21 protein-coding genes, 1 tRNA gene and 1 pseudogene are annotated in these 25,518 nt (G+C 63.8%); 11 read left to right on the top strand and 12 right to left on the bottom strand.

The window, feature by feature from the left end; all coding sequences use genetic code 11:
• Nucleotides 1-235: 235 nt before the first annotated feature.
• Together ACR65N_RS01060 and ACR65N_RS01055 are read left to right on the top strand one after the other, a co-directional pair.
• Complete coding sequence (locus tag ACR65N_RS01060) at nucleotides 236-1,636, top strand: DegQ family serine endoprotease (RefSeq protein WP_430307987.1); 1,401 nt, start codon at nucleotides 236-238, stop codon at nucleotides 1,634-1,636.
• On the top strand, nucleotides 1,633-2,949 hold the full coding sequence (locus ACR65N_RS01055; protein WP_440455424.1) for a replication-associated recombination protein A: 1,317 nt from the start codon (nucleotides 1,633-1,635) through the stop codon (nucleotides 2,947-2,949). Before ACR65N_RS01060 ends, ACR65N_RS01055 begins: the two co-directional genes overlap by 4 nt.
• Here ACR65N_RS01055 and ACR65N_RS01050 read toward each other — a convergent pair whose 3' ends face one another.
• Together ACR65N_RS01050 and ACR65N_RS01045 are read right to left on the bottom strand one after the other, a co-directional pair.
• Complete coding sequence (locus ACR65N_RS01050) at nucleotides 2,950-3,270, bottom strand: DUF1883 domain-containing protein (RefSeq protein WP_440455423.1); 321 nt, start codon at nucleotides 3,268-3,270, stop codon at nucleotides 2,950-2,952.
• Nucleotides 3,271-3,536: 266 nt separating this feature from the next.
• Nucleotides 3,537-4,625 (bottom strand): acyltransferase family protein, encoded by a 1,089-nt coding sequence (locus tag ACR65N_RS01045; RefSeq protein WP_440455422.1) that lies wholly within the window; start codon nucleotides 4,623-4,625, stop codon nucleotides 3,537-3,539.
• A gap of 269 nt (nucleotides 4,626-4,894) precedes the next feature.
• Here ACR65N_RS01045 and ACR65N_RS01040 point away from each other — a divergent pair, with 269 nt between their 5' ends.
• From ACR65N_RS01040 to ACR65N_RS01025, 4 genes are all read left to right on the top strand, one after another.
• Nucleotides 4,895-5,584, top strand: a complete 690-nt coding sequence (locus ACR65N_RS01040) for a superoxide dismutase (RefSeq protein ID WP_440455421.1) — start codon at nucleotides 4,895-4,897, stop codon at nucleotides 5,582-5,584.
• Between the two features lie 135 nt (nucleotides 5,585-5,719).
• A complete protein-coding gene (locus ACR65N_RS01035) occupies nucleotides 5,720-6,148 on the top strand; it encodes a c-type cytochrome (RefSeq protein ID WP_440455420.1) in 429 nt (142 codons plus the stop codon).
• Nucleotides 6,149-6,394: 246 nt separating this feature from the next.
• A complete protein-coding gene (locus ACR65N_RS01030) occupies nucleotides 6,395-7,033 on the top strand; it encodes an outer membrane protein (RefSeq protein ID WP_440455419.1) in 639 nt (212 codons plus the stop codon).
• 1,350 nt (nucleotides 7,034-8,383) lie between these two features.
• Nucleotides 8,384-9,196 (top strand): SDR family oxidoreductase, encoded by an 813-nt coding sequence (locus ACR65N_RS01025; RefSeq protein WP_440455418.1) that lies wholly within the window; start codon nucleotides 8,384-8,386, stop codon nucleotides 9,194-9,196.
• A 67-nt stretch (nucleotides 9,197-9,263) separates the two neighbouring features.
• Here ACR65N_RS01025 and ACR65N_RS01020 read toward each other — a convergent pair whose 3' ends face one another.
• From ACR65N_RS01020 to ACR65N_RS01005, 4 genes are all read right to left on the bottom strand, one after another.
• Nucleotides 9,264-9,605, bottom strand: coding sequence for a helix-turn-helix domain-containing protein (locus tag ACR65N_RS01020; RefSeq protein ID WP_440455417.1), 342 nt, complete (start codon nucleotides 9,603-9,605; stop codon nucleotides 9,264-9,266).
• Nucleotides 9,586-9,864 (bottom strand): BrnT family toxin, encoded by a 279-nt coding sequence (locus ACR65N_RS01015; protein WP_440455416.1) that lies wholly within the window; start codon nucleotides 9,862-9,864, stop codon nucleotides 9,586-9,588. Before ACR65N_RS01015 ends, ACR65N_RS01020 begins: the two co-directional genes overlap by 20 nt.
• A gap of 60 nt (nucleotides 9,865-9,924) precedes the next feature.
• A complete protein-coding gene (locus ACR65N_RS01010) occupies nucleotides 9,925-10,698 on the bottom strand; it encodes an HNH endonuclease signature motif containing protein (RefSeq protein WP_440455415.1) in 774 nt (257 codons plus the stop codon).
• An 88-nt stretch (nucleotides 10,699-10,786) separates the two neighbouring features.
• Complete coding sequence (locus tag ACR65N_RS01005; protein ID WP_440455414.1) at nucleotides 10,787-14,599, bottom strand: vitamin B12-dependent ribonucleotide reductase; 3,813 nt, start codon at nucleotides 14,597-14,599, stop codon at nucleotides 10,787-10,789.
• Between the two features lie 666 nt (nucleotides 14,600-15,265).
• Here ACR65N_RS01005 and ACR65N_RS01000 point away from each other — a divergent pair.
• Nucleotides 15,266-17,173, top strand: coding sequence for a methyl-accepting chemotaxis protein (locus tag ACR65N_RS01000; protein WP_440455413.1), 1,908 nt, complete (start codon nucleotides 15,266-15,268; stop codon nucleotides 17,171-17,173).
• A gap of 141 nt (nucleotides 17,174-17,314) precedes the next feature.
• Nucleotides 17,315-17,906 (top strand): annotated as a pseudogene (locus ACR65N_RS00995) (DUF1349 domain-containing protein).
• 117 nt (nucleotides 17,907-18,023) lie between these two features.
• Here the strand turns inward: ACR65N_RS00995 and gpt are convergent.
• The 3 genes from gpt to ACR65N_RS00980 form a co-directional block, all read right to left on the bottom strand.
• The gene (gene gpt, locus ACR65N_RS00990; protein WP_430308000.1) at nucleotides 18,024-18,521 is read right to left on the bottom strand and encodes a xanthine phosphoribosyltransferase; all 498 of its coding nucleotides are present in this window, start codon (nucleotides 18,519-18,521) and stop codon (nucleotides 18,024-18,026) included.
• A 275-nt stretch (nucleotides 18,522-18,796) separates the two neighbouring features.
• Nucleotides 18,797-19,651 carry a universal stress protein gene (locus ACR65N_RS00985; RefSeq protein WP_430308001.1) on the bottom strand — a complete coding sequence of 285 codons (855 nt, stop codon included), beginning with the start codon at nucleotides 19,649-19,651 and terminating at the stop codon, nucleotides 18,797-18,799.
• A 113-nt stretch (nucleotides 19,652-19,764) separates the two neighbouring features.
• The gene (locus ACR65N_RS00980) at nucleotides 19,765-20,535 is read right to left on the bottom strand and encodes a competence/damage-inducible protein A (protein ID WP_440455412.1); all 771 of its coding nucleotides are present in this window, start codon (nucleotides 20,533-20,535) and stop codon (nucleotides 19,765-19,767) included.
• Nucleotides 20,536-20,764: 229 nt separating this feature from the next.
• Here ACR65N_RS00980 and wrbA point away from each other — a divergent pair, with 229 nt between their 5' ends.
• Entirely contained in the window at nucleotides 20,765-21,364 is a 600-nt protein-coding gene (gene wrbA / locus ACR65N_RS00975; protein ID WP_430308003.1) for an NAD(P)H:quinone oxidoreductase, read from the top strand.
• Between the two features lie 104 nt (nucleotides 21,365-21,468).
• Here the strand turns inward: wrbA and ACR65N_RS00970 are convergent, their stop codons facing one another.
• Both ACR65N_RS00970 and ACR65N_RS00965 read right to left on the bottom strand, forming a co-directional pair.
• A complete protein-coding gene (locus tag ACR65N_RS00970) occupies nucleotides 21,469-21,924 on the bottom strand; it encodes a response regulator (RefSeq protein ID WP_430308004.1) in 456 nt (151 codons plus the stop codon).
• Between the two features lie 78 nt (nucleotides 21,925-22,002).
• A complete protein-coding gene (locus tag ACR65N_RS00965) occupies nucleotides 22,003-22,278 on the bottom strand; it encodes a hypothetical protein (RefSeq protein ID WP_440455411.1) in 276 nt (91 codons plus the stop codon).
• A gap of 198 nt (nucleotides 22,279-22,476) precedes the next feature.
• Between ACR65N_RS00965 and ACR65N_RS00960 the strand changes: the two genes are divergently transcribed.
• A tRNA-Leu gene (locus tag ACR65N_RS00960) sits at nucleotides 22,477-22,561 on the top strand.
• An 82-nt stretch (nucleotides 22,562-22,643) separates the two neighbouring features.
• Here the strand turns inward: ACR65N_RS00960 and ACR65N_RS00955 are convergent.
• Nucleotides 22,644-24,098: a TrkH family potassium uptake protein gene (locus ACR65N_RS00955; RefSeq protein WP_440455410.1), complete on the bottom strand. Its 1,455-nt coding sequence runs from the start codon at nucleotides 24,096-24,098 to the stop codon at nucleotides 22,644-22,646.
• A gap of 122 nt (nucleotides 24,099-24,220) precedes the next feature.
• Here ACR65N_RS00955 and ilvA point away from each other — a divergent pair, with 122 nt between their 5' ends.
• Nucleotides 24,221-25,471 (top strand): threonine ammonia-lyase, encoded by a 1,251-nt coding sequence (gene ilvA / locus ACR65N_RS00950; protein ID WP_440455409.1) that lies wholly within the window; start codon nucleotides 24,221-24,223, stop codon nucleotides 25,469-25,471.
• Nucleotides 25,472-25,518: the final 47 nt, after the last annotated feature.

Here is a 25,518-nt window from a genome sequence, read left to right as displayed (position 1 = left end):
GGGCAATGTCGGGGGCGAAGCTAGGATGGTGCCACTGTCTCGAAGGCCCGGCGGCGCGCGGAGGATTGCCGGGGATAGGCGAGGGGTCGCTTGGCAGGCGGGGCGATCGGCCCTATCTGTTCAACGACTGCTGCATGCTGGCGTCGTTGCCCTCCGTCATCCTCGCTGGGATGGCGGCTATCCTTTCCCGCATGCGGCGCTACAAGTTCATGACGTGCAATCAATGAGGAATCACATGCCGAGCATGCCGAAAAGCGCCTCGATCACTCTCCTGGCGTTGACGATGCTGCTGCCGCTCCAGGCCGCCGCGCAGGACAAGGTGCTGCCGGAGAGCCGCACCGAGATGCAGCTGTCGTTTGCGCCGCTGGTCAAGCAGACCGCCGGCGCCGTCGTCAACGTCTATGCCGAGCGCGTCGTGCAGCGTCAGAACCCGTTTGCCGGCGACCCCTTCTTCGAGCAGTTCTTCGGCCAGCGCATGCCGAACCGCTCGGAAAAGCAGTCGTCGCTCGGCTCCGGCGTCATCTTGTCCCACAACGGCCTGGTGGTCACCAACAACCACGTCGTCCAGGGCGCGGACGACATCAAGATCGCCCTGCCGGACGGCCGCGAGTTTCCGTGCGAGGTCCTGCTGAAGGATGAGAGCGTCGACCTCGCCGTCTTGAAGATCAAGGCCAAGGAAGAATTCCCGGTTCTCGGGCTCGCCAACTCCGATGCCGTCGAGGTGGGTGATCTGGTGCTCGCCATCGGCAATCCCTTCGGCGTCGGCCAGACGGTCACCAGCGGCATCGTCTCGGCGCTCGCCCGCAATCAGGTGAGCGATGGCGATGTGGGCTTCTTCATCCAGACCGATGCGTCGATCAATCCGGGCAATTCCGGCGGCGCGCTGATGAACATGAAGGGCGAGCTGATCGGCATCAATACGGCAATCTTTTCGCGCGGCGGCGGCTCTAACGGCATCGGCTTTGCCATTCCCGCCAACCTGGTGAAGGTGTTCCTCGCTGCTGCCGAAGAGGGCAAGCAGTCGTTCGAGCGTCCCTATGTCGGTGCTACCTTCCAGCCGGTGACGTCCGAAGTCGCCGAAGCGCTCGGCCTGAAGACGGCCCGGGGCGCGCTGATCGTCAGCGTCGTCGAGGGCGGGCCGATCGACAAGTCGGGCCTGAAGCCGGGAGAAGTCATCAGCGCGGTGAACGGCATTCCGGTCGAGCATCCCGATGCGCTGTGGTACCGCCTGACCACGGCCGGCCTTGGCCAGACCGTCACGCTGACGGCCCAGCAGAACGGCAGCAGCCGCGAGATCCAGATGACGCTGAGCTCCGCTCCGGAGACGGTGCCGCGTGACGAGCGCCTGATCGACGGCCGCAACCCGTTTGCCGGCGTGCGCGTCGCCAACCTGTCGCCGCGCCTTGCAACCGAGCTGCGGCTGACGACCGACAAGACCGGTGTTGTCGTCACCGAAGTGGTGCGCAACTCGCCAGCGGCACGTCTCGGTTTCCAGGCGGGTGACATCCTGATTTCCGTCAATGGCGATCCCGTTCCCTCGACCAAGGGACTGGAGGCTCTGGTGGAAGAGAACCCCGGCGTCTGGCGCGTCGAGATCGAGCGTGGCGGCAAGCGGATCCGCCAGTTCTTCCGATGAGCGAGGACCTCTTCGCGCCACGGATCCCGGAAGCGGTCACCAATCGGCGGCCGCTTGCCGATCGTCTGCGCCCGACATCCTTGTCCGAGGTCACTGGCCAGCCGCACCTGACCGGAGAGGACGGCGTGCTGCGCCGGATGATCGGTTCAGACTCGCTGGGCTCGATGATCTTCTGGGGACCGCCGGGGACCGGAAAGACGACCGTTGCGCGGCTGCTGTCGGGTGAGGCGGGTCTGGCCTTCGAGCAGATCTCGGCGATCTTCTCCGGTGTGGCGGACCTGAAAAAGGTGTTCGAGACCGCGCGTCTGCGGCGCATGGACGGGAGGCAGACCCTGCTGTTCGTCGACGAGATCCACCGGTTCAACCGCGCCCAGCAGGACAGCTTTCTGCCGGTGATGGAAGACGGCACCGTCATCCTCGTCGGTGCCACGACCGAAAACCCCAGTTTCGAGCTCAATGCCGCTCTCCTGTCGCGCGCCCGCGTCCTGACGTTCCGGTCGCATGACGAGGAAAGCCTCACTGAACTGCTCCAACGTGCCGAACAGGTGGAGGAGAAGCCACTCCCGTTGACCGAGGACGCACGGGCCATGCTGATCCGCATGGCGGATGGAGACGGACGCGCCGTGCTGACGCTTGCCGAGGAGGTTTGGCGTGCGGCCCGCGAGGGGGAGATCTTCGAAGGCGAGGGACTGACGCAGATCGTCCAGCGTCGCGCGCCGGTCTATGACAAGGCGCAGGACGGCCACTACAATCTGATCTCGGCGCTGCATAAATCGGTGCGCGGCTCCGATCCGGATGCTGCACTCTACTATCTGGCGCGGATGTTCGATGCCGGCGAGGATCCGCTTTACCTGGGGCGGCGGCTGGTGCGCATGGCGGTCGAGGATATCGGGCTTGCCGATCCGCAGGCGTTGGTCGTCTGCAACGCCGCCAAGGATGCCTATGACTATCTCGGCTCGCCGGAGGGTGAGCTGGCGCTGGCGCAGGCCTGCGTCTACCTGGCGACCGCGCCGAAATCAAACGCCGTCTACATGGCCTTCAAGGCGGCGACGCGGGCGGCCAAGGAGCATGGTTCGCTGCTGCCGCCGAAACACATCCTCAACGCGCCGACCAAGCTGATGAAGGGCGAGGGGTACGGCGACGGCTACCGCTACGATCACGACGAGCCTGATGCCTTTTCGGGCCAGGACTATTTTCCGGAAAAGCTCGGGCGGCAGACCTTCTACGATCCCCCGGAACGCGGCTTCGAGCGCGATATCAGGAAGCGGCTGGACTGGTGGTCGAAGCTGCGGCGCGAGCGCGGCGGAAGCTGATTAGGACGCCTTCTGCTGCCGGGGTGCCGAAGAAACGCCGGCCGCCGTCACCATCTTGACCGAGGATTCGGCCAGCCCGTGGTGCCCCTCGGCATCGACGAGCAGATGCCAGTGGCCGTTTTCCGGGATGACGATCTTCACCGGCGACTTCTTGGCGACGCCACCGACATACTTGAAGTCCAGCTTCTCGGTGAACCGCTTGAAATTCCCGGCCGTCATCAGCCGCACATTGTTGACGGCCGACAGCGTCACCTCGATCGTGGTTCCGGCGCGCAGTTCCTTGAGGTCGTAATGCGTGAATCGGAAGAGCGGTACCGACATGCGTTGCTCCATGGACAGGATTGGCGACAGGAGACCGTACGGCAACCTTCTTAACGAAATGTGGAACCAAGCGGCAGGTCGCTCGTTATTTAGGCGAAGCGAAGAGGGAAAGAGCTTTCCTTCCTCCCGCGATAAAAGGCGATGTTCCCCTGCAATCGCCGCACAACAAAACGTAAATGATCTCCAGTCAAGCTTGGCCCTCTACCGTCTCCCCTGCGGTAGAGGGCCTCTCCTTTTCTGCGGATCGCACTCTCCCACAGACAAGTCTAGAACGCCGTCGCCTGCCGCGTCCGTCGCCGCCGCAACCGGCGCTGCAGCGGCTGGTCGAGCCCGACGGTCAGCAGCCAGCTGATCAGCACCGTGGCGGTGATGAACGCGACACCTGCGTAAGGAGCGATGGCGGGCTCGGTCATCGACGGCCACACCACCAGTGCCCAGTCGAGAAGCGGCACGTGCAGCACGTAGACCGCATAGGAGGCGGTGCCGAGGAAGCTTACGATCGCCGCGATGCGCGGGCCCGGAACGATGCTGCTCGCCGCATAGAGGAGTGCTGGCCAGACAAGCACCACCACCACCAGATCGAAGGGCGCCTTCATCGGCTTCGGTGTAGGAAAGGCCAGCACCGCCGCCACCACCAGCAGGCAGGCAATTGCCGCGACGGGACGGACCGTCATCGGCGTGCGGCGAAACCGGTAGATCAGCACGCCGACGAAGAACGAGAAGAACACCCGCGCCATGCCCGCATACATTTCGTGCCACCGGAACCCGGCATGCAGCCGGTCGAACTGGATGGCGGCAATCGCCAGGCCAATCAGGCTGATGGCGATGACGACGAGGATCTGCCGCAGCGACGCCCGCGCGCCCTTCCAGGCATAGGCGAGGTTGGCGACCAGCTCGTTGAACAGCGACCAGGCCGGATGCACGAGGAACAGGGCGGCATTGAAGGATATGGTGACCGGCGAGGGGAGGAACAGCAGCCCGGTGACGATGCCGATCGCCAGTTCATGGCCGATCACGTACTGGCCGAAGAACACCGGCCGGCCGATTGCAAGGCTGTAGGCGTAGTAGGCGATGACCAGAGCCAGTGCCAGGGCGTAGAGCGGATAGAGCCGCAGCAGCCTGGCCTTCATGAAGGCGACCGGCGTCATGGCTCCCTCACGCAGGATCTGCCCGTAGGCATGCGCCAGCACGAAGCCGCTCAGCCCGAAGAACAGGTCGACGCCGAGATAGCTCGAGGGTAGCGCATCGCCCAGCAGTTCCTCGGTATGCCGCTGGATGATGAACACGGCGGCGATGCCGCGCAGTCCGTCGAGGAGCACGAAGCGCTGCGGCTTGGATCGGTTGGTCGGGCTCATCGGGGCTTTCGGTGACAGAGGCAAGGAGGGGCGCACGGTAGGATCATCAGGCAGGCGAGGTGAGGCGAGGCCGGAACAAGCCCGGCGACAAGAATGGCGCAGCCGCCGCACTTGTCGAGGTGTCTCCGCCAATTCTGCCGCGCTTGTGATCCGGCATCCACACTTCACGCGCTGCTGACGCAGACTTGACGAAACCATCCACCGCCGGCCGGGTTGTTCCCGCTTCGGACGTTGCCCGGGAGCTGCCGGGGACAATCTTGGAGGAACCGATGCAACTCACCCGCCGCACTCTGCTTGCCGCAACCACCGTCACCGCCGCTGCCGCCACTTTCGCCAGCCCGCACATTGCCCGCGCCGCGCTGCCGATCGCCCAGCCCAAGCTGCCGTTTGGCGACGACGCGCTGGCGCCGAGCATTTCCGCCCGCACCGTCGGTCTGCACTACGGCAAGCACCACAAGGCCTATTTCGACAAGCTGAACCAGCTGGCCGCCGGCACCCGGTATGCCGACATGGATCTGGCCGGCATCGTCACGGCGTCGGCCAAGTCCGAGGCGGATGCGAAGATCTTCAACAACGCCGCGCAGCCCTGGAACCACGTCGCCTACTGGGACCAGTTCGTGCCCGGCGGACCGAACCGGCCGGAAGGCGAGCTCGGCGCGATGATCGGCGAAACCTTCGGCGGCTATGACGGCTTCGTCGATCGGGTCGTGTCGGTCTCCGACGAGGTGTTCGGCACCGGCTGGGTGTGGCTGACCCGCAATGACGACAACCAGCTGGCGCTGATCGGCTACGAGGATGGCAACAACCCGGTCGCCGTCGGCCGCCCCGCCTATCTCGGCATCGACATCTGGGAGCATGCCTATTACCTCGACTACGAGAACCGCAAGCCGGAACACATCCGCGCCGTGCTCGACAAGCTGGTCAACTGGCGTGTCGTCGCCGACCGGATGGCCGTCTGACCGCATCGGCATGCACCGAGGTTCATGGTGACCGGCGCACGGCGCCGGTTTTCGCTTGCGTTGCGCGCTATCGCAGATCGTCCGGCTGATACCGGCGATTGCGCCGCGGGCCGATGCGGCCTAGAAGTGCCGGCCATGTATTCCCCTCTCTTGTCGATGTATCAATCCCGCTGCGCCGCCCGTGCGGCAGGGCTTGTTGCCGCCGGCATGCTGGTCGCCGCCTTCTGCCTTCCTGCCCAAGGGCTCGCCGCCGATCCGGAGGCCGGGCGTCGGACCTTCCAGTCCTCCTGCGCTTCCTGTCATGCGGTGGCGAGCGCCAGCAACGGCTTCGGCCCACATCTGAAGGGCGTGTTGGGTCGCCCGGCCGCCAGCCTGCCGGACTATGCCTATTCGCCGGCGTTGGCCGATGCGGGCGAGAAGGGGCTGGTCTGGGACGAGCAGGCGCTGTCCGAATTCCTGTCCAGCCCGTCGAGCAAGGTGCCGGGCACCAAGATGCGCTTCTTCGGCTTCTGGACCCAGTCGAGCATCGACGACGTCATCGCCTACCTCAGGAACAACCCGTGATCTGTCGCGGTCGCGGCCCCTCCACCGTCGATTACAGGCGGCAAGCACTCGAGACAAAACAAGGCAGGCTCTGCCACATTCGGTTAATCGAGTGTTTACGGATTCATGAAAATGAATGGCAGATGGTGCGGGGGTTGCTCGTGCGATGAGGGGTCCGGGCCGGGCCGCATGATCGCTCCCGTGGTGTGGAAGCCGGATGTATCGCCTGCGCATCGCCGCATGCAGGCTGTGTATGGAGTTTGAGACATGACCATGAAGCGCTTTGCCCTGGCGATTGCCACCCTTTCCGCTGCGCCCCTGCTGGCGACTGCTGCCGGCGCAGCAGACCTGACCTCCGCTTACGAGGCCCCCACCTATAACGAGCCGGCTGCCGCCTCGTCCGATTGGAACGGCGCCTATGTCGGCGTGCACGGCGGGCTTGCCTCGCCGAAGTTCAACCCGTTTGCCAGCGGCAAGGGCGTCGCGGCCGGTGCCCATGCCGGCTACAATGCCGATGTCGGCGGCGCCATCCTCGGCGGCGAAGTCGAAGCGTCCTACATGGGCGACACCGAAATCAAGGTGAACGGCGGCGAGCTGAAGGAACGTCACCGCCTGGCCGCCAAGGTCAAGGCCGGCGCACCTCTCGGCCAGACGCTCGTCTACGGCACGGCCGGTCTCGCCATGACCAACTTCCGCGACAATGACGGCGTATCCGGCCCGGATGGCTGGAAGCCCGGCTTCCTGGTCGGCGCCGGCGTCGAGCATAAGCTGACCGGCAACATTTCGGCGCGCGTCGAGTACAACTACACGGCCACCAACGAGGTCCGCAGCTTCTCCAACGGCATCGCCTCGGAAAAGGACCTGCACGACCACTCGGTCAAGGCCGGCCTGAACTACAAGTTCTAGTCGCCGGGCCTCCAGTCCCCGGTCTTAGAGACGAGCCCTCTCCCCGTGAACCGGGGTGGGGGCTTGTTGCGCTTCATGCTGTGCGGCACGTGCCACCGCTCGGTAGTAGGCAGTAGGCAGTAGGCAATAGGCAGTAGGCAGTGGGCAGTGGGCAGTGGGCAGTGGGCACTTCCGCCCTGAGCCGTCATCCTCGGGCCTGTCCCGAGGATCTGCTGCCGATCGCTCTGCCTTCACGCCCACGGATTCGCCCCCCATCGGCGACACCGGCCTTTCCCGTATCTGCGGTCGCGGATCCTCGGGACAGGCCCGAGGATGACGGAGTGTGTGGTGCGGGCTGTGCCAGACGAGCGGGTGACGAGACGCGCAGCCGTTGTCGCAACCCAGCCCGGCAACTCGGGCTACCGGGCACGCATGCGCATCTCTGACGCTATCCAGTGCGTTCGCCAGCATCACGCCATCAGCGGACGCATCACCCAGCCTACCCGCCGGCGCGCATCGGCCGCCTCCTCAAGGGGACGTGGGAGTTCGGAGCAGCTCTCGCTCTCTGACCCGTCATCCTGTGGTCGAAGAACACTGTTCACCGTCGCCCGTGGACTTGGATCCTGCCCCGAGCCGTCATCCTCGGGCCTGTCCCGAGGATCTACTGCCGATCGTTCTTTCTTCGACGCCCACGGAATCGCCCCCACCGGCGACACCGACCTTTCCCGTATCTGCGGTCGCGGATCCTCGGGACAGGCCCGAGGATGACGGAGTGTGTGGTGCGGGCTGTGCCAGACGAGCGGTTGAGGAGACGCGCAGCCGTTGTCGCGACGCAACCCGGCACCTTGGCTTGACGCGCCTGCCCGCGCATCTCTGACGCTATCCAGTGCGTTCGCCAGCATCACGCCATCAGCGGACGCATCACCGCAATGGCCCCGCCTCAAGGGGACGTGGGAGTTCGGAGCAGCTCTCGCTCTCTGACCCGTCATCCTGTGGTCGAAGAACACTGCTCACCGTCGCCCGTGGACTGGCATCCTGCCCTGAGCCGTCATCCTCGGGCCTGTCCCGAGGATCTACTGCCGATCGCTCTGCCTTCGACGCCCACGGATTTCGCTCCCACGGACGACACCGACCTTTCCAGTATCTGCGGTCGCGGATCCTCGGGACAGGCCCGAGGATGACGGAGGTTGTAGTGCGGGCTCTGCCAGACGAGAGGGTGACGAGAAGCGCAGCCGTTGTCGCGACGCAACCCGGCAACTAGGCTTGTCGTGCCCGCACGCACATCTCTGAGGCAGATGGCTACCGGCTATGCAACCGATACGTCCTTCTTTAACGATGGCGAAGGGCAGGATCATCGAGGGGAGGAGACCCATGAGCAGGATCGAGCAAAAGATCGCCGTCGTCACCGGCGGCAGCCAGGGACTGGGCGCCGCCATCGCCCTGCAGTTTGCGCAAGCCGGTGCCGGCGGCATCGTGATCGTCGGGCGTGACCTGGAGAAGGGCCGGGCAGTAGCGGCCCGCATCACCGAGGCGACCGGCGTGCGGGTCGAATGCGTCGCCGCCGATCTCGCCGATATCGAGGCGGTGCGCAGCATCATCCCGGCAGCCGAACGCCTGTTCGGCCGCGTCGATATCCTCGTCAATGCGGCAGGCCTCACCGATCGCGGCAATATCCTCAACACCACGCCCGAGCTGTTCGACCGGATGTTCGCCGTCAACACCCGCGCGCCGTTCTTTCTCATCCAGGATGCGGTGAGGCTGATGATCCGCCATGGCATAGAGGGGCGGATTGTCAATATCGGCTCGATGTCGAGCCTTGCCGGGCAGCCGTTTCTGGCGCCCTATTCGGCCTCCAAGGGGGCGCTTGCCACCGTCACCTGCAATACAGCCTTCGCGCTGATGCGCCACCGCATCCACGTCAACCAGCTGGACATCGGCTGGATGAATTCCGACCACGAGCGCCAGCTGATCCTGTCGGAGACCGGCGATCCCGATTTTATCGATCGCAAGGCTGCGGAAAAACCCTTCGGCCGCATCCTCGATCCGAAAGAGGTGGCGCGCACCGTGCTGTGGATGGCGTCCGACGAAAGCGGCATGATGACCGGCGCCGTCATCCCCTTCGACCAGTCCGTCTATGGTGGCTACGACGACGCGCCGGTGCCGGCGGATAGGCTGGAGGGGTGAGGGTTTCTGGTTGCTCGGTGCCGGTGGCCCGGCAGGGCAAGGGGGGAACTGGCTCAGGCGCCGGCGATCACGCCACGCCCTTGGCGAGCGCTTGCGCCGTGCTTTCAGGATGTCGGGCGATGACCTTCAGATAAGCGCGTGCCGTCTGGTCTGGCACGGAGCGGCCCTGTTCCCAATCGCGCAGCGTACCCAGCGGGATCTGATAGCGGGCGGAAAACTCTTCCTGCGTCAGGCCGAACGCCCGGCGGATGACCTTTACCTGCGGCATGCGAGGCGCTGCCCGCAACTGTTCCTGCGTCATCGGCGGATTGTCGGGATCGGCGAGCGCATTGGCCTCCGCTTCCTCATCGGTCATGGCGTCGACACGCGCCCAATCGGATATCTGAGATTTACGTGTTGGCATCGTCATACTCCCGTCGTTCCGCCCGCGTCGATTTTCGCGCAGAGATGAGACGAATTACCTCGCCGCGCTCGGTGTAGATTACCGTGAGGAAGATCCCGTTGCCAAGGCCAATGATCCTACGCCGAAGCTCTCTGTACTCCATCGAGCGTGCTTCGCTATCGACAGCGAATGGATCGTTGAAAACGTCACAGGCGGCTAGGAAGCTCACCCGGTGTTTGGCGAGATTGCTGGTCGCTTTTGCATCATCCCACTCGAAAGATAGCATGAGCTTATATAGGGTCCCAGTAGTGTTTCCAGCATTCATCGCTAAATCGGCAGCATCCGTTCAGCCTATGACAATTCCTTTCCCGCAATTGATCATACGATTTCCGGTGAAATTCATGCGCTCATTAACTACGAGCTCCCGATCAGTAAATCGCGCGTGACAAGGGGCCGGTATTTCACCACGTAGTCGTACTAATAGAACGTTTTCATCTTCCGGAATGCCCATGCCCGACGAGAGCTCTAATTCGGCAGCACTCATTTTTTCGCGGTCGATGAATTCGATCCTAAGATCAATGCGGTGGATCTTCGATCGGATGATCAACTTTGGCGTCCGGGGAGCTGCTTCAATTTCATCCAGATCACTGCGCGTGATCCAGTCATTTTGCCTCATCACGACGACTGGGTTTAAGCACACATCATAGATATTCAGAGAAAGTGTATCGTAGCCTTCGTCATCCTTTTCGAAGTATATCATATCAATTCCACGGGCCGTCAGCATCGCGCCGCATTGGTAGGCATAATTCCCTCCACAATCAAATATGGTATGGCGCCGTCTCCAATTGACTTTACTCTGAACGTGCGTGCGCCCTGATCTTTTCAGTCCACGCAATTGATTTTTTGTGAATGCGCCGCCATCTGCTTCGTCATGATGACGGGCGCAGAGAGCTATCATACCTTCCGGCGCATGATGATGCCGCTCGGCCCAAGGCGGATCAAAATGGTGATACTCCAGATGCGGGGAACCGCAGACTGGGCATCCAAACCCTACCTCTTTTCGCAACGCTAAACGTATCTGTCTCGGTGGCGTACGTCCGGTGCTGGATGTCACATTCATATAGAATCTCGTTCGCTATATGTTCCACCTTTAAGTCCAGCCCGGGGTTTCCCCCGGGCCGCACGCAATTCGGACCTTCAGCTCTACCTCAGCTGCAGCCACTCGTTGCGCCGCACGTGTCGCACTTCTCACAAGTCCCGTTGCGCACCATCGTAAAATTCTGGCACTCGGAGCACATGTTGCCGGTGTAGCCCTGCATGATCGACTTCATGCGGCGGTCGGCTTCCTTCTTCTTGGCTTCCGTCTTGGCGGCGGCGGCGTCTGCCTCGGCCTTGTCGGAGAAGAGGGCGGTGGCCGCCTGCTGGCCTTCGTCGGCGATCGCCTCGTCGGCAATCTCTTCCGTCAGTTCCTTGGCGCGCTCCTCGTAGTCGCGCTTGAAGGAGACGACTTCCGAAGTCGAGATGGCCAGTGTCGTTTCCAGCTTGCGGGCAGCCGAGCCGGCAAACGAGGTGACGTTGGTCGATGAGCCCCGGGCAGGGGCGGCGGTGGCCGATCCCTTCGGCTCGCCGGATGCCAGACGGTCGGAACCGCCCGAGACGAGCGTCGGCTTGTACCCGCGCGTCCAGCCGGTGGAGACGAGGTTGGTCTTGCCTTCCTCGATGCCCTTGCCGAGTGCGGTCTGCGAGAAGTCCGACGTGTCCACATGCGCCAGATCATGGCGGCTGAGGTAGGAGACGGCGAGCTCGCGGAACACGTAGTCGAGGATCGACGTGGCGTTCTTGATCGCGTCGTTGCCGGTGACGATGCCGGCCGGTTCGAACTTGGTGAAGGTGAAGGCCTCCACATATTCTTCGAGCGGCACGCCGTACTGGAGACCCAGCGAGATGGCGATGGCAAAGTTGTTCATCATCGCCCGGAAGGCGGCACCTTCCTTGTGCATGTCGATGAAGATCTCGCCGATGCGGCCATCGCCGAATTCGCCGGTGCGCAGGTACACCTTGTGGCCGCCGACATTGGCCTTCTGGGTATAGCCCTGGCGGCGGTTCGGCAGCTTTTCACGCTCGCGCGTGACGCGCTCCACCACCCGCTCAATGATCTTTTCGGTAACCGTGACCGCCTGGGCGGCCGCCGGCTGCTGGATCAGGTCCTCCAGCGCATCCTCGTCGTCCTCGTCCTCGATCAGCGAGGCGTTGAGCGGCTGGGAGAGCTTGGAGCCATCGCGGTAGAGCGCATTGGCCTTCAGCGCGAGCTTCCAGGACAGCATGTAGGCGGCGCCGCAATCCTCGACGGTCGCCTCGTTCGGCATGTTGATCGTCTTGGAGATGGCGCCCGAGATGAACGGCTGGGCGGCCGCCATCATGCGGATGTGGCTTTCCACCGACAGGTAGCGCTTGCCGATCTTGCCGCACGGATTTGCGCAATCGAAGACCGCCAGATGCTCGGACTTGAGAAAGGGCGCGCCTTCCAGCGTCATCGCACCGCAGACGTGGATGTTGGCGGCCTCGATGTCCTTCTTCGAGAAGCCGATATGCTCAAGCAGGTTGAAGCTCATGTCGGCGAGTTGCGCGTCGGAAACCTTCAGCGTGTCCTTCAGGAAGTCGATGCCCAAAGTCCACTGGTTGAAGACGAACTTGATGTCGAAGGCGGCCTTGGTGGCGCCGTTGATCGCCTCGATCTTGTCGTCGGTGAAGCCCTTGGCGCGCAGCGAACCGGGGTTGATGCCGGGTGCCTGGTTGATGTTGCCGTGGCCGACGGCATAGGCCTCGATCTCGGCCAGCTGGCTTTCCGAATAGCCCAGCGTGCGCAAGGCTTCCGGAACGGCGCCGTTGATGATCTTGAAGTAGCCGCCGCCGGCGAGCTTCTTGAACTTCACCAGGGCGAAATCGGGCTCGATGCCGGTCGTGTCGCAGTCCATGACGAGACCGATCGTGCCGGTCGGCGCAATCACCGTCGTCTGGGCGTTGCGGTAGCCGTGCTTTTCACCGAGCTCCAGCGCCTTGTCCCAGGCAGCCTTGGCATGGGCGACGAGATCCTGGTCGGGGTTGTCGGCATCGATGAGCGGTACCGGGTTGACCGACAGGCCTTCATAGCCGGTCTGTTCACCGTAGGCGGCGCGGCGATGGTTGCGGATGACGCGCAGCATGTTGTCGCGGTTCGGCGCAAAGCCCGGGAAGGGGCCGAGTTCCGAGGCCATCTCGGCCGACGTGGCGTAGGAGACGCCGGTCATGATCGCCGTCAGCGAGCCGGCGATGGCGCGGCCTTCGGTCGAGTCGTAGGGGATGCCGGACGACATCAGCAGACCGCCGATATTGGCGTAGCCGAGGCCGAGCGTGCGGTATTCGTAGGAGCGCTCGGCGATCTGGCGCGACGGGAACTGCGCCATCATGACGGAGACTTCAAGCACGACGGTCCACAGGCGAACGGCGTGTTCGTAGGCCGCGATGTCGATGTTCTTGGTCGTCGCGTCCTTGAACCGCAGAAGGTTCAGCGAGGCAAGGTTGCAGGCCGTGTCGTCGAGGAACATGTATTCCGAGCACGGGTTGGAGGCGCGGATAGGACCTGCGGCAGGTGACGTGTGCCAGTCGTTCATCGTCGTGTTGAAGTGCAGGCCCGGATCGGCCGACGCCCAGGCGGCGTAGGAGATCTTTTCCCACAGGTCGCGCGCCTTCAGCGTCTTCATCACCTTGCCGTCCTTCCGGGCGGTGAGGTTCCAGTCGCCATCATTCTCGACGGCGCGCAGGAAGTCATCCTTCAGCGAGACGGAGTTGTTGGAGTTCTGGCCGGAGACCGTCAGATAGGCTTCCGAATCCCAGTCCGTGTCATAAGTCTTGAACTCCATGTCCTTGTAGCCCTGGCGGGCGAACTGGATGACGCGCTTGACGTAGTTTTCCGGAACCTGGTCCTTCTTGGCAGCCTTGATCTCACGCTTCAGGGCAGGGTTCTGGTTCGGGTCGTAGCAGGCCTCGTTGTCGGCCTCGCAGTTGACGCAGGCCTTCATGATCGCCTTCAGGTGCTGGGCGACGATCTTCGAACCGGTGACGAGGGCGGCAACCTTCTGCTCTTCCTTCACCTTCCAGTCGATATAGGCTTCAATATCCGGGTGATCGATGTCGACGACGACCATCTTGGCCGCACGGCGCGTGGTGCCGCCCGATTTGATGGCGCCGGCAGCCCGGTCGCCGATCTTCAGGAACGACATGAGGCCGGACGAGCGACCGCCGCCCGACAGCTTTTCGCCTTCGCCGCGCAGATAGGAGAAGTTGGAGCCGGTGCCGGAGCCGTATTTGAACAGGCGCGCTTCACGCACCCAGAGATCCATGATGCCGCCTTCGTTGACCAGATCGTCCTCGACGGACTGGATGAAGCAGGCATGCGGCTGCGGGTGCTCATAGGCCGATTTCGACTTCGTCAGCTTGCCGGTGAAGGGGTCGACGTAGAAGTGGCCCTGGCCGGGGCCATCGATGCCATAGGCCCAGTGCAGGCCGGTGTTGAACCACTGCGGCGAGTTCGGGGCAACGCGCTGGGTGGCCAGCATGTAGGCAAGCTCGTCCTTGAAGGCGGCCGCATCTTCTTCCGAGGTGAAGTACTTGCCCTTCCAGCCCCAGTAGGTCCAGGTTCCGGCGAGACGGTCGAACACCTGGCGGGCGTCGGTCTCCGAGCCGTACTGCTCTTCCTTCGGCAGGTTCTTCATTGCCTCGAGGTCGGCAACCGAACGCCAGAGGAACGACGGCACGTCGTTTTCCTCGACCTTCTTCAGCATCTTCGGGACGCCGGCCTTGCGGAAATACTTCTGCGCCAGAACGTCGGTTGCCACCTGGCTGAACTGCGTCGGCACATCGATATCGGCAAGCCTGAAGACGATCGAACCGTCGGGATTGCGGATCTCGCTCACCGCCTTGCGGAATTCGATCTCCCCATAGGCACCTGTCTCAGGCCTGGTGAAACGACGTTCGATGCGCATTGCCTTATCCCTCGTCAGTTCGGCGCCGCGTTTTCGGGCGCACGTGTCCGTCCGGCCGCTCGCCATCATGGGCAGCCGGTAAAAATTCCATCATCCGTGAATCATCTTGGATGTCTAACTGTATCTTGTGACGGATGGTGCCTGCAAACACTAAATATGGTATTAACAGTTTCTTTGCGCCAGTGCCAATCACAGTTTAAGCGACTTCCGCCAGGCACGCGACCGCGATTGCCGAGGCGGGTGTAAAGCCGCCCAGGCACGTCGTCAGTCCGTCCATTCCGAAAGAGAACCGGCCTCGTATCTCCGGTCCAGTCGCCGCCGCAACATGAAATCCAATCTCGTTCGAATGCGTGATTCCGTCAAGGCATAGATCGCAATCATCTCTTAACCACAAGATATTGTGGGTCTGCCCTGTGGAAAACGGGGACAGGCGAATCACTCAAGGAACTCAATGGCTTGCCGGAAGAGGCTGGTGAGGGAGGACAGAAACCGGGCTCGGCCGAGATGGCGGTGACCGAAGCTACGACCGGTTGTAAAATCCGATACTTCGCCCACTTTTTTAACTTTCGATCCTTAGAAGGTGTGGACGAGCGGCTGGCCTGTCGATCCATGCGGGCCAGCGGTGGCTGCCCGTCGCATGAGATCCCTTTGGTCGGAGTCCGTACCGTGAGCATCAAGAATCTATCCATTTTGAAGAAGGTCAGCCTTGTCGTCGTGCTCATGGGCGCGGCGGCGGCCGCAATTGCCGCGGTCGGTGCACAAGGTCTGTTTTCCCTGGGGTCAGCGCTGAAGGATACCGGCGCCCGCGAGGAGGTGGCTCGCGAAGCCATGGACCTGCGCGTTGACATCATCGCCATCAGCCGCATGACCTATCAGCTGGCATTCGCACCGGAAAAGGCCGCAGATTTTGCCGCCGAAACCGAGAAGCGCGCCAAGGAAATGCTGGAGCGCCTGCCCAAGATCGCCGCCACGGCCGATGCCGAGGAAACCAAGCAGCTGGCCGACATCCGCACCAGCCTCGGGTCATACTTCGACAGCATCCGCGCCATGGTGAAGATCGCCGGAAGTGACGCCGGCAAGGATCCCAAGGTCATGGCCGATGCGCTGTCCAAGGCACTCGACGGCCAGAAGGCGGTCACCGCCGCCGTCAAGGTCTACAGCACCTACTCCGCCAACACGCTGTCCAATTCGCGCGCCTATGCCATCGGCGAATCGCAGTTCACCGTCATGGTGCTCGGCATCACCGCCGCGGTCTGCATCGCAGCCGGCGTCGCCCTCAGCCTGTTGATCGCCCGCCGCGGCATCGCCGGCCCGATCCGCCGCATGACCGGCGTCATGAGCGAGATGGCCAAGGGCCGCACCGATCGTGAAGTCACCGACACCGACCGCCTCGACGAAATCGGCGAGATGGCCCGGGCTCTGGAGATCTTCCGAGCCAATGAAATCCACATGCGCCAGATGGAAGCCCAGGAACAGGCTCTGAACCGTCAGAGCAAGGACCTGCAGGTCTCGATCAGCGGCATCGTCGCCGCCGCCGCCGCCGGCGACTTTAGCCAGCGCATCGAGAAGAGCTACGAAGACCAGGACCTTGAGCGCTTTGCCTCGAGCGTCAACGAACTGGTGGAGAGCGTCGACCGTGGCGTCACCGAAGTCCGCCGCGTGGTTGCGGCGCTCGCCGAGCAGGACCTGACGCAGGACATGCGCGGCCAGTTCCAGGGCGCCTTTGCCGAACTGCAGCAGAACGTCAACGCCACCATGGGCACGCTGCGTGCGACGATGGAAAACGTGCGCGGCGCTGCCGGCACGATCTCCGACAATTCCGGCGAACTGTCGTCGGCCTCAAACCAGCTGGCCCGCCGCACCGAGCAGCAGGCCGCATCGCTGGAAGAGACCGCAGCAGCGCTCGAAGAGATCACCTCGACGGTGCGCATGTCGACCGACCGCGCCAATGAAGCGACGCGGATGGTCACCGAGACCAAGCAGAGCACCGGCCGTTCGGGCGGCATCGTCCGCGACGCCATCGACGCCATGGGCCGCATCGAGCAGTCTTCGCAGAAGATCAGCCAGATCATCTCGGTGATCGACGAGATCGCCTTCCAGACCAACCTGCTGGCGCTGAACGCCGGCGTCGAGGCAGCCCGCGCCGGTGAAGCCGGACGTGGTTTCGCCGTCGTCGCCCAGGAAGTCCGCGAACTTGCCCAGCGCTCGGCCAATGCCGCCAAGGAGATCAAGACGCTCATCCACACCTCTGCGGAAGAGGTGAAGGGTGGCGTGACGCTCGTCCTGTCGACCGGCGAAGCGCTGAAGGAGATCGAGGACCTCGTCAACCGCGTCAACGACCACGTGGCATCGATCGCCCGCGCCGCCGGCGAACAGGCCGCGGCACTCGGCGAGATCAATACCTCGGTCAACCATATGGACCAGATGACGCAGCAGAACGCGGCGATGGTGGAAGAGACGACGGCGGCAAGCCAGGTGCTTGCTTCGGAAAGCCGCCAGCTCACCGAGATCCTTGCCAAGTTCCGCCTCAACGGCTCCGCCGGTGCCCCGCAGGGCTACCGCGCCGCCGCCTGAGCGACCGAACACCGAGCTTTAAAAGGCGCCGGAGCGATCCGGCGCCTTTTTCGTATGCGGTATCCGGAACCGCCTCGATGGTGGACCTTGGCCGGCGGGCGTGCAGAATGCAGCCGTTATGAGAACATCAGGGAGCACGCGATGTCGGGACAGTCAGGCTGGGAAGCGGGAACGTGGTTGAACCCGCCGCAGCAGCACACCATCGAGGACAGCGACCTTGCCGTGGTCACCGACAAGGCCACCGACTTCTGGCGCGAGACGCATTACGGCTTCACCCGCGACAGCGGACACATGCTGGGTTTTGCGACGGGTCCGGATTTCACCGCGCAGCTGCGGATCCGCGCCCGGTTCGACAGCCTCTACGACCAGGCGGGGCTGATGGTACGGCTCGACGAGGCGCGCTGGCTGAAGGCGGGCATCGAGATTTCCGACGGAAGGCCGATGCTGTCGAGCGTGCTGACCCGTCGACCGCTCGGACTGGGCGACCGCTCCTTATGCAGGTGACGCCGGCGACTTCTGGATGCGGCTGACGGTGAAGGACGGCGTTGTCCGGGTACAGGCGTCGCAGGATGGCATCCTCTGGCCACTCGTCCGGCTCGCGCCGTTTCCGCGCGCCGACAGCTACAGCGTCGGGCCGATGTGCTGCACGCCGGAGCGGGCCGGGCTTTCGGTGCGGTTTTCCGACTTCAGCCTCGGCCCGGCGCTCGGCAGGGACCTGCACGACCTGAGCTAGGCGAAATGCGCATCCCTCAGCCGCCGCTGTCGTCCGGCCGTCGATACGGCTGGCACAAAAAAGCCCGCCGGATCAGCGCGATCCGACGGGCCTTTTTTTAAGTCGAAGCGCAGTGCGTCAAGCTTTCGGGCCCTTGGCGATCGGCTCCTGGTAGGTGAAGCCCATATCCCAAGGGAAGTAGATCCAGGTGTCCTGCGAGACCTCGGTGATGAAGGTATCGACGGTCGGCACGCCCTTCGGTTTTGCGTAGACGCAGGCGAAATGGGCGTTCGGCATCAGGCCGCGCACTTGCGACGCGGTCTTGCCGGTGTCGGTGAGATCGTCGACCACCAGGACGCCGCGGCCGCCATCGACCATGAGTTCGGCGGCGATGCCCTTCAGCATGTGCATTTCGCCCTGGTTGACGTAGTCGTGGTAGGAGGCGACGCAGACCGTTTCGATCAGCCGGATGTTGAGCTCGCGCGAGATGATCGCCGCCGGCACCAGACCGCCGCGGGTGATGCAGACGATGGCGCGGAACTCCTCGCCGAGGCCGGCAAGCCGCCAGGCGAGCGCGCGGGCATCGCGGTGGAACTGGTCCCAGGAGACGGGGAAGGCTTTTTCAGGCAGAGACATCGTCAGGGCTCCGGACGGCGCGACAGGGAAAGGCCGCCGCCATTCCGCTGCAGCCCGCTGGGCCGACGCTTTCAGAGTGGCCCGTTGGCCGCTGGTATTAGCGGCAATAGCGAGGGTCTTGCAAGCTGCATGCGGCAGCAGTCGCTCTCTGGTGGCACTTGCCCACAGGCCTTGCCGCCGCATTGGTCGAAAGGCCGCGCCGATGGAAGGCGCGGCAGTTGGTTCTCGCCATGGGCTGAACTCCCATGCAGATGCCGGCCAGGCCGACGAGCGGATCAGCGGGACAGCAGCGTCAAGGCCGTCAGCGACGTCAGGATGCTGCGGGTCACGCCGCCGAAGAGCATCTCCCACCAGCGTGCATTGCCGTAGCCGCCCATCACCAGCAGATCGACGCTGTCGTCCTGCAGACGCTTTTCGATGGCGGCGGCGGTCGAGACCTCCGGGTTCTCCTCGGTGCGCAGCGAGACGTTGACGCCGTGGCGCGACAGCGCCGCCGCAAGATCGGAGCCGGCGAGGTCGGAGGCCTGTCCGGCGGCCGGGCCGTTCGCAGCCGGCGGATCGACGCAGAAGATCTCGACGCTTTCGGCGCGCTGCAGGAAGGGCAGGGCATCGAAGGCGGCCCGCGAAGCTTCGCGCGAGCCGTTCCAGGCGATCAGCACCCGGCGGATCGGCTGCGGCGTGCGCATCACGTGCGGAACGAGGAGCACCGGACGCCCGCTGTCGAAGAGCAGCGTCTCGAGGTCGGCGCGGTTGTCGGCATCGCCGGACGGATCGTTCTGGCAGGCGATGATCAGGTCGCTTGAGCGGACGCATTCCAGCACATGCGACGAACCGTAGCCGGTGGTGGCGACGAAGGTGCGCCATTCATACGAGAGACCCTCGCTTTCGGCGCGGGCGCGAAACACCTCGGCGATCCTGCGGGTTTCGGTATGCGCCACCTGCTGCAGCACCTGGGTTGCGGTCGGATCGGGGATCTCCATCGGCGCGATCAGCGGCACCGTTGCCAGCACCTCGGCGTGCAGGCCGACCACGTGGGAGGAGAATTCGCGCGACAGGGCCGCCGCGAAATCGGTGACGGCGACGGCATTGCGCTCGTCGTCCAGCACGGCAACAATGGTTCGGTAACTCATGGCGGTTTCACTCCTCTGACGCTATCGGCGGGTCTTTGCGTGCCAGCCTTGCACAGGACATGGGACGCGCATTGAGGCGGGTCAAGGAGCGGTCGGCCGCTACCGGTTTCGCTTCAGGTTTCGGGTCCCGGATGCGCTTCGGCGCGGGTCTTGTCCAGCGATGCGATCATCGCCACGATTGCATCGGCTGCCGCATCGAGGGCGCCCACATCGCGCGCCCGCACCACCAGTTCGGTCGAGAACCTCTGGCCGTCATACTTCGGATAGGAGCCGATGCTGGTCTGCGGATGCGCCTTCTGCACCGCCGCCAGCAGCGTGCCGATATCACCTTCGCCGTACGGGCAGGCAAGCGCCCGCGTCAGCATCCGCGTGCCCGTTGCAAGCTCCGGCAGGATGTTGTCGACCATTGCCTGGAAGACCTGCGGCACGCCGGCCATGACATAGACGTTCTCGACGATGAAGCCGGGCGCGGTGGAGACCGGGTTGGCGATGTGACGGGCGCCGCGCGGCATGCGGGCCATCCGCTGGCGGGCTTCGGTGAATTCCATTTCGCGTCGGGCATACATCTCGCCAAGCAGGCGCATGGCCTCAGCGTCGTGCTCGCAGGGCAGGCCGAAGGCCGCGGCGATCGCGTCGGCTGTGATGTCGTCATGCGTCGGGCCGATGCCGCCCGAGGTGAAGACATAGGTGTAGCGGGCGCGCAGCGCATTCACCGCCTCGACGATCGCCGGCTGTTCGTCGGCAACGATGCGCACTTCCTTGAGGTCGATGCCCGATAGCAGCAGCACGTCGGCGAGGTGGCCGATGTTCTTGTCCTTGGTGCGGCCGGACAGAAGTTCGTCGCCGATCGCCAGGATGGCGGCGGTCACGGTCTGAGACGTCATGGGATACCCTCACGGAAATTGATGCTGCTGTTCTAGGTCAAAACGGGCGCTGGAAAAAGAGCGATCGTGGGCACGGCGCTGTTGCCATTTGCTGACCGGCCGAGGCTCCGCGTTCACGAATGTCGAACAGTCCGTCCCGGCACGCCGGGCTGGACGGCTGGCGTGGAAAGGCTAAGTTCGGTTGAAACGCGGGTGCCATCGTGGACCGCGACGGACATGGAGAGAAGACATGGCGAAGGTTCTGGTGCTGTATCATTCCACCTACGGGCATATCGAGACGATGGCCTATGCGGTTGCCGAGGGTGCCAAGTCGGAAGGCGCGGACGTTACCGTGATGCGCGTTCCGGAACTGGTTCCGGACGAGGTGGCCAAGGCATCGCACTACAAGATGGACCAGGCCGCGCCGATCGCCAAGGTCGACGACCTCGTTGAATACGATGCGATCATCGTCGGCGCCGGCACCCGGTTCGGCACCATGGCATCGCAGATGCGCAATTTCTGGGACCAGACCGGCGGCCTGTGGTTCACCGGCAAGCTGACCGGCAAGATCGGCTCGGCCTTCACCTCGACGGCCACCCAGCATGGCGGCCAGGAATCGACCATCCTGTCCTTCATCCCGACCTTCCTCCACCAGGGCATGGTCGTCGTCGGCCTGCCTTACGCCTTCCAGGGCCAGATGGGCACCGAGGAAGTCAAGGGCGGCTCGCCCTACGGCGCGTCGACCATCACCAATGGCGACGGCTCGCGGATGCCTTCGCAGGTTGAGCTGGATGGCGCCCGCTTCCAGGGTGCGCATGTGGCAAAGCTGGCCGCCAAGCTCTCCGCCTGATCGCGGCGACATGGCCATTTAACAGAAAAGGGTGCCGACCGGCCGGTCGGCACCCTTTTCTGCGTTCGGATGAGCGGGAGATGACGGCGCGGAGGGCGTTGGGCTCAGGCCGTCGACGATGACAGCGGCTGGAACAGCTTGAGGCGCGCCGGCGGGTTGCGCGGCCGGCCATCCTTCCAGTCGACGACGAACTGGATGACGTCGGCTGCCGCCTGATGGGTGAGGGGCTTGGCGATCACGCCCAGCGCTCCGGCATCGCGGCCCTCGACGAGCATCGGATTGCCGGTGACGAATAGCACGGTCAGCCCGCGCTCGACCAGGATGCGGGCGATCTGCGGCCCGGTTTCGCCATCGGCCAGCCGCACGTCGACGAAGGCGATGTCGGCGTCGCCCGCATAATTCAGCGCCACGGTCATGTCCGGTGCGATGCCGATGACATCGTGGCCGCTGCGGGTGACGGCTTCTTCGAGGTCCATGGCGATGAGGAGGCTGTCTTCGACGATGAGAAAGCGGTACTTCACTGCGCGATCCTTGCACGTATTCTTGCGTTGGCGGAACATAGGGTTGCGTTCCGACCCGGCAAGAGCGCCAGACGTACGAAGCCGGACGGTCCGGCGCAGGCGCAGAAGCCGCAGCGCTCAGTCGTCGCCGAAGCTGATGAGCGCAGGCCGGTAGCGGCGCGTCGCAAGCCTCAACGACCGGTCCGGCTCGATCACATAGGTTTCGATCACCTGCCGCGATCCGTCGTTGAACTCGTGCTCGACGATGCTGCCGATCGGCGCCTTGGTAAGCTTGGTGCGCGGCTGGCCGCCATAGGTGATGCTGCCGGGAATCGGTTCAAGCGTGCCGGGAGCGGTCGTGCAGCCGGCCAGCATCAGGATGACCGGGGCTGCGAATATGTGTCTGGCTTTCATTGCGGCGTCCTTGGTTTCTCAAGCGATCAACACTACAGCGCGGCTGCGGTTCCAGCGCATCCTCAGGCAAGACCCGGGCGGCAGCGGCAACCCGACACGGGCTCACCGGCGGGTCAAGAAGGCAACGTCCGCGGATCGACGATTCCGGTGAAACATGCACTTGCATTTTCGCCGCAACCGGCGGAAGACAGCCCTAACGCGGACGTGGCGAAACTGGTAGACGCAAGAGACTTAAAATCTCTCGCCTTCGGGTATACGGGTTCGATCCCCGTCGTCCGCACCAGCCGTTTCTATCGCGATTTTCCGCAGTTCGGGTGGGCGAGATCGGTTGCTACTGCTGCTGTCTGCGGCAGGATCCGATGGCCTCACCGGCGCCAGAAGACCGGCGTCAGCAGCACCAGCACTGTCAAGACCTCGAGACGGCCGAGCAGCATCATCAGCGACAGCAGGTAGAGCGCCGGATCGGTGATGGTCGAAAAATTGCCGACCGGGCCGATGATGTGGCCAATGCCGGGGCCGGTGTTGGAGAGCGCCGTGACCACCGCCGAGGTGGCCGTCAGGATGTCATAGCCGATGAGCGTCATGCCGAGCGTGCCGGCGACCCAGAGGAAGATGAACAGGATGACGAACAGGAACACGCCGCGCTGCACCTCGGCATCGACGGTCGCATTGCCATAGCGCACCGGATAGATGGCATTCGGATAGACCAGCCGCTTCAGCCCGGCCATCACCACATTGAACATGATGACGAAGCGGTAGGCCTTGATGCCCCCGGCCGTCGACCCCGAGCAGCCGCCCATGAAGGTGGCAAACAGCGCCAGCGCCACGGCGAACGGTCCCCAGAGCGTATAGTCGTCGCTGGCAAAACCGCCCGTCGACAGGATCGAGGCGATGTTGAAGAACGAATGAACGAGCGCGCTGTCGATCGGAACGCCGTTGCGCAGGTGGTGGTAGATGCCGAGCGCTATGCCGAAGCTGCAGAGATAGCCGAGGAACACCATGATCTGCGGATCGCGGAGCGTGTCGAGCCGGCCGCGGATCGCCAGCAGGATAAGCACGGAGAAGGGCAGGCTGCAGAGGGCGAGGAAGATCGTCCCGATGACCAGGATCGCCTCGTTGTCGAAGAAGGCAAAGGATGCGTCGTGCGTCGAGAAGCCGGCCGTCGCAACCGTCGACATTGCGTGGTTCAGCGCGTCGAAATGGCTCATGCCCGCGATGTCGTAGGCGATCATGCACGACAGCGTCAGCATTAGGTAGACGGCGAGGAAGGCGCGGGTGAAGCTCGCGAGTTTGGCGAAGGGCTTGTCGTTGGTTTCCGACGATTCGAGCTTGAAGATCGACATGCCGCCGACATGCAGCGACGGCAGGATGAACAGCCCGAGTGCGACAATCCCGATGCCGCCCAGCCAGCAGAGCAGCGACCGCCAGACAAGAATGCCAGGCGCCATAGAATCGAGGCCTGGAATGACGGTCGAGCCCGTGGTGGTGATCGCCGAGATCGACTCAAACAGCGACTGGGCGAAGGTGAGATCAAGCGGCGACAGGTACAAGGGCAGGGCGCCGATCAGCGAGAACACCGCCCACAGCAGATTGACGAGGAAGAACCCGAACCGCTTGTTGAACACTGGCGGCGCGCCGCGCGTCGCAAGCGCGGTTGCCAGCGACAGGCCGCCGACAATGGTGCCGGACAGCGCGAACAGGCGCCAGTCTGGGTTGCCGTAGTAGAGATCGACGGCCGCCGGAACGAACATTGCCGCCGCCAGGTACATTCCGCAGAGCGCGGCGATGTAGATCGAAGACCGAAACAGGGTGGCGTTCAAAAGCTGGAGGTCCCGATGTGTTGGCAGCGGCACGACGGGCCGGCTGCGGAAAGAAGCTTTTGTCTCTTCCGACCAGCTATGGCATAGCGGGCCACGCTCCCAAATTCAACGGATGGACGATAATGACGAATGCAGCTGTGGATGATGCAATGCTGGCAATGCGGGAGATCTTTCCCGAGACGCCGCTGCAGCTGAACGAACACCTCAGCCGCCGCTTCGGCGCCGATATCTGGCTGAAGCGGGAGGATCTGTCGCCGGTCCGTTCCTACAAGATCCGCGGTGCCTTCAATTTCCTGCGCAAGGCGATCGCCACGGCCGGCAGCGGACGCGTATTCGTCTGTGCCTCGGCCGGCAACCATGCCCAGGGCTTTGCCTTCGTCTGCCGTCATTTCGAGGTGCAGGGAGTGGTCTTCATGCCGGTGACCACGCCGCAGCAGAAGATCGACAAGACGCGCATGTTCGGCGGAGAGTTCATCACCATTCGTCTCGTCGGCGATATTTTCGACCAGTGCTATGCGGCGGCGCGCACCTATGTGGAGGAGACCGGCGGCATGCTGGTGCCACCCTTCGACCACGCCGACATCATCGAAGGGCAGGCGACGGTGGCAGCCGAGATCGCCGCGCAGCTGCCGGAGGGTGTGACGCCGGACCTGGTGATCATGCCGGTCGGCGGCGGCGGCCTGTCATCCGGCATGACCGGCTATCTTGGCCCGAGGCTCGGCGACGACGCCTTCCTGATGGTCGAGCCGCAGGGCGCGCCAAGCCTCAAGCAGAGCCTGATCGCCGGCCATGCGGTGACGCTCGCCAAGGTCGACAATTTCGTTGACGGTGCCGCGGTGGCGCGCATCGGCGAGCTGAACTTCGCCGCCCTCAGCCGCTTTCCGGAGAGCCAGGTGATGGCGGTGCCGGAGAACGCCATCTGCGTGACGATCACCGAGATGCTGAACATCGAGGGCGTCGTGCTGGAGCCTGCCGGCGCCCTGTCGCTCACCGCACTTGCGTCGCTCGACCCGGAGGCGGTGCGCGGCAAGACGGTGGTCGCCGTGGTATCGGGCGGCAACTTCGATTTCGAGCGGCTGCCCGACGTCAAGGAGCGCGCCATGCGCTTTGCCGGCCTGAAGAAATACTTCATCCTGCGGCTGGCCCAGCGGCCCGGCGCGCTGCGTGACTTCCTCAACCTGCTGGGGGACGAGGACGACATCGCCCGGTTCGAATACCTGAAGAAATCGGCGCGCAATTTCGGCTCCATCCTGATCGGCATCGAGACCGCCAGGCCGGAGAATTTCGCCGCCCTGCTGCAGCGGTTCGAGACAGCCGGGCTCGGCTACGAGGACATCACCGACAACGAGATTCTCGCCAACCTGATCATCTGACGGTGATCGGGTTGCGCCATTGCGGGCGGGGGCGGGCAGGGCGGCAC

This window comes from Rhizobium sp. SAFR-030 (assembly GCF_059415005.1).
This window is presented reverse-complemented; position numbering and strand designations above follow the sequence as displayed.

Excerpts from the sequence above, each read along its gene's own strand:
- ACR65N_RS01060 (WP_430307987.1), top strand. The coding sequence starts at position 236 with ATGCCGAGCATGCCGAAAAGCGCCTCGATCACTCTCCTGGCGTTGACG.
- ACR65N_RS01055 (WP_440455424.1), top strand. The coding sequence starts at position 1,633 with ATGAGCGAGGACCTCTTCGCGCCACGGATCCCGGAAGCGGTCACCAAT.
- ACR65N_RS01050 (WP_440455423.1), bottom strand. The coding sequence starts at position 3,270 with ATGTCGGTACCGCTCTTCCGATTCACGCATTACGACCTCAAGGAACTG.
- ACR65N_RS01045 (WP_440455422.1), bottom strand. The coding sequence starts at position 4,625 with ATGAGCCCGACCAACCGATCCAAGCCGCAGCGCTTCGTGCTCCTCGAC.
- ACR65N_RS01040 (WP_440455421.1), top strand. The coding sequence starts at position 4,895 with ATGCAACTCACCCGCCGCACTCTGCTTGCCGCAACCACCGTCACCGCC.
- ACR65N_RS01035 (WP_440455420.1), top strand. The coding sequence starts at position 5,720 with ATGTATTCCCCTCTCTTGTCGATGTATCAATCCCGCTGCGCCGCCCGT.
- ACR65N_RS01030 (WP_440455419.1), top strand. The coding sequence starts at position 6,395 with ATGACCATGAAGCGCTTTGCCCTGGCGATTGCCACCCTTTCCGCTGCG.
- ACR65N_RS01025 (WP_440455418.1), top strand. The coding sequence starts at position 8,384 with ATGAGCAGGATCGAGCAAAAGATCGCCGTCGTCACCGGCGGCAGCCAG.
- ACR65N_RS01020 (WP_440455417.1), bottom strand. The coding sequence starts at position 9,605 with ATGACGATGCCAACACGTAAATCTCAGATATCCGATTGGGCGCGTGTC.
- ACR65N_RS01015 (WP_440455416.1), bottom strand. The coding sequence starts at position 9,864 with ATGCTATCTTTCGAGTGGGATGATGCAAAAGCGACCAGCAATCTCGCC.
- ACR65N_RS01010 (WP_440455415.1), bottom strand. The coding sequence starts at position 10,698 with ATGAATGTGACATCCAGCACCGGACGTACGCCACCGAGACAGATACGT.
- ACR65N_RS01005 (WP_440455414.1), bottom strand. The coding sequence starts at position 14,599 with ATGCGCATCGAACGTCGTTTCACCAGGCCTGAGACAGGTGCCTATGGG.
- gpt (WP_430308000.1), bottom strand. The coding sequence starts at position 18,521 with ATGTCTCTGCCTGAAAAAGCCTTCCCCGTCTCCTGGGACCAGTTCCAC.
- ACR65N_RS00985 (WP_430308001.1), bottom strand. The coding sequence starts at position 19,651 with ATGAGTTACCGAACCATTGTTGCCGTGCTGGACGACGAGCGCAATGCC.
- ACR65N_RS00980 (WP_440455412.1), bottom strand. The coding sequence starts at position 20,535 with ATGACGTCTCAGACCGTGACCGCCGCCATCCTGGCGATCGGCGACGAA.
- wrbA (WP_430308003.1), top strand. The coding sequence starts at position 20,765 with ATGGCGAAGGTTCTGGTGCTGTATCATTCCACCTACGGGCATATCGAG.
- ACR65N_RS00970 (WP_430308004.1), bottom strand. The coding sequence starts at position 21,924 with ATGTTCCGCCAACGCAAGAATACGTGCAAGGATCGCGCAGTGAAGTAC.
- ACR65N_RS00965 (WP_440455411.1), bottom strand. The coding sequence starts at position 22,278 with ATGAAAGCCAGACACATATTCGCAGCCCCGGTCATCCTGATGCTGGCC.
- ilvA (WP_440455409.1), top strand. The coding sequence starts at position 24,221 with ATGACGAATGCAGCTGTGGATGATGCAATGCTGGCAATGCGGGAGATC.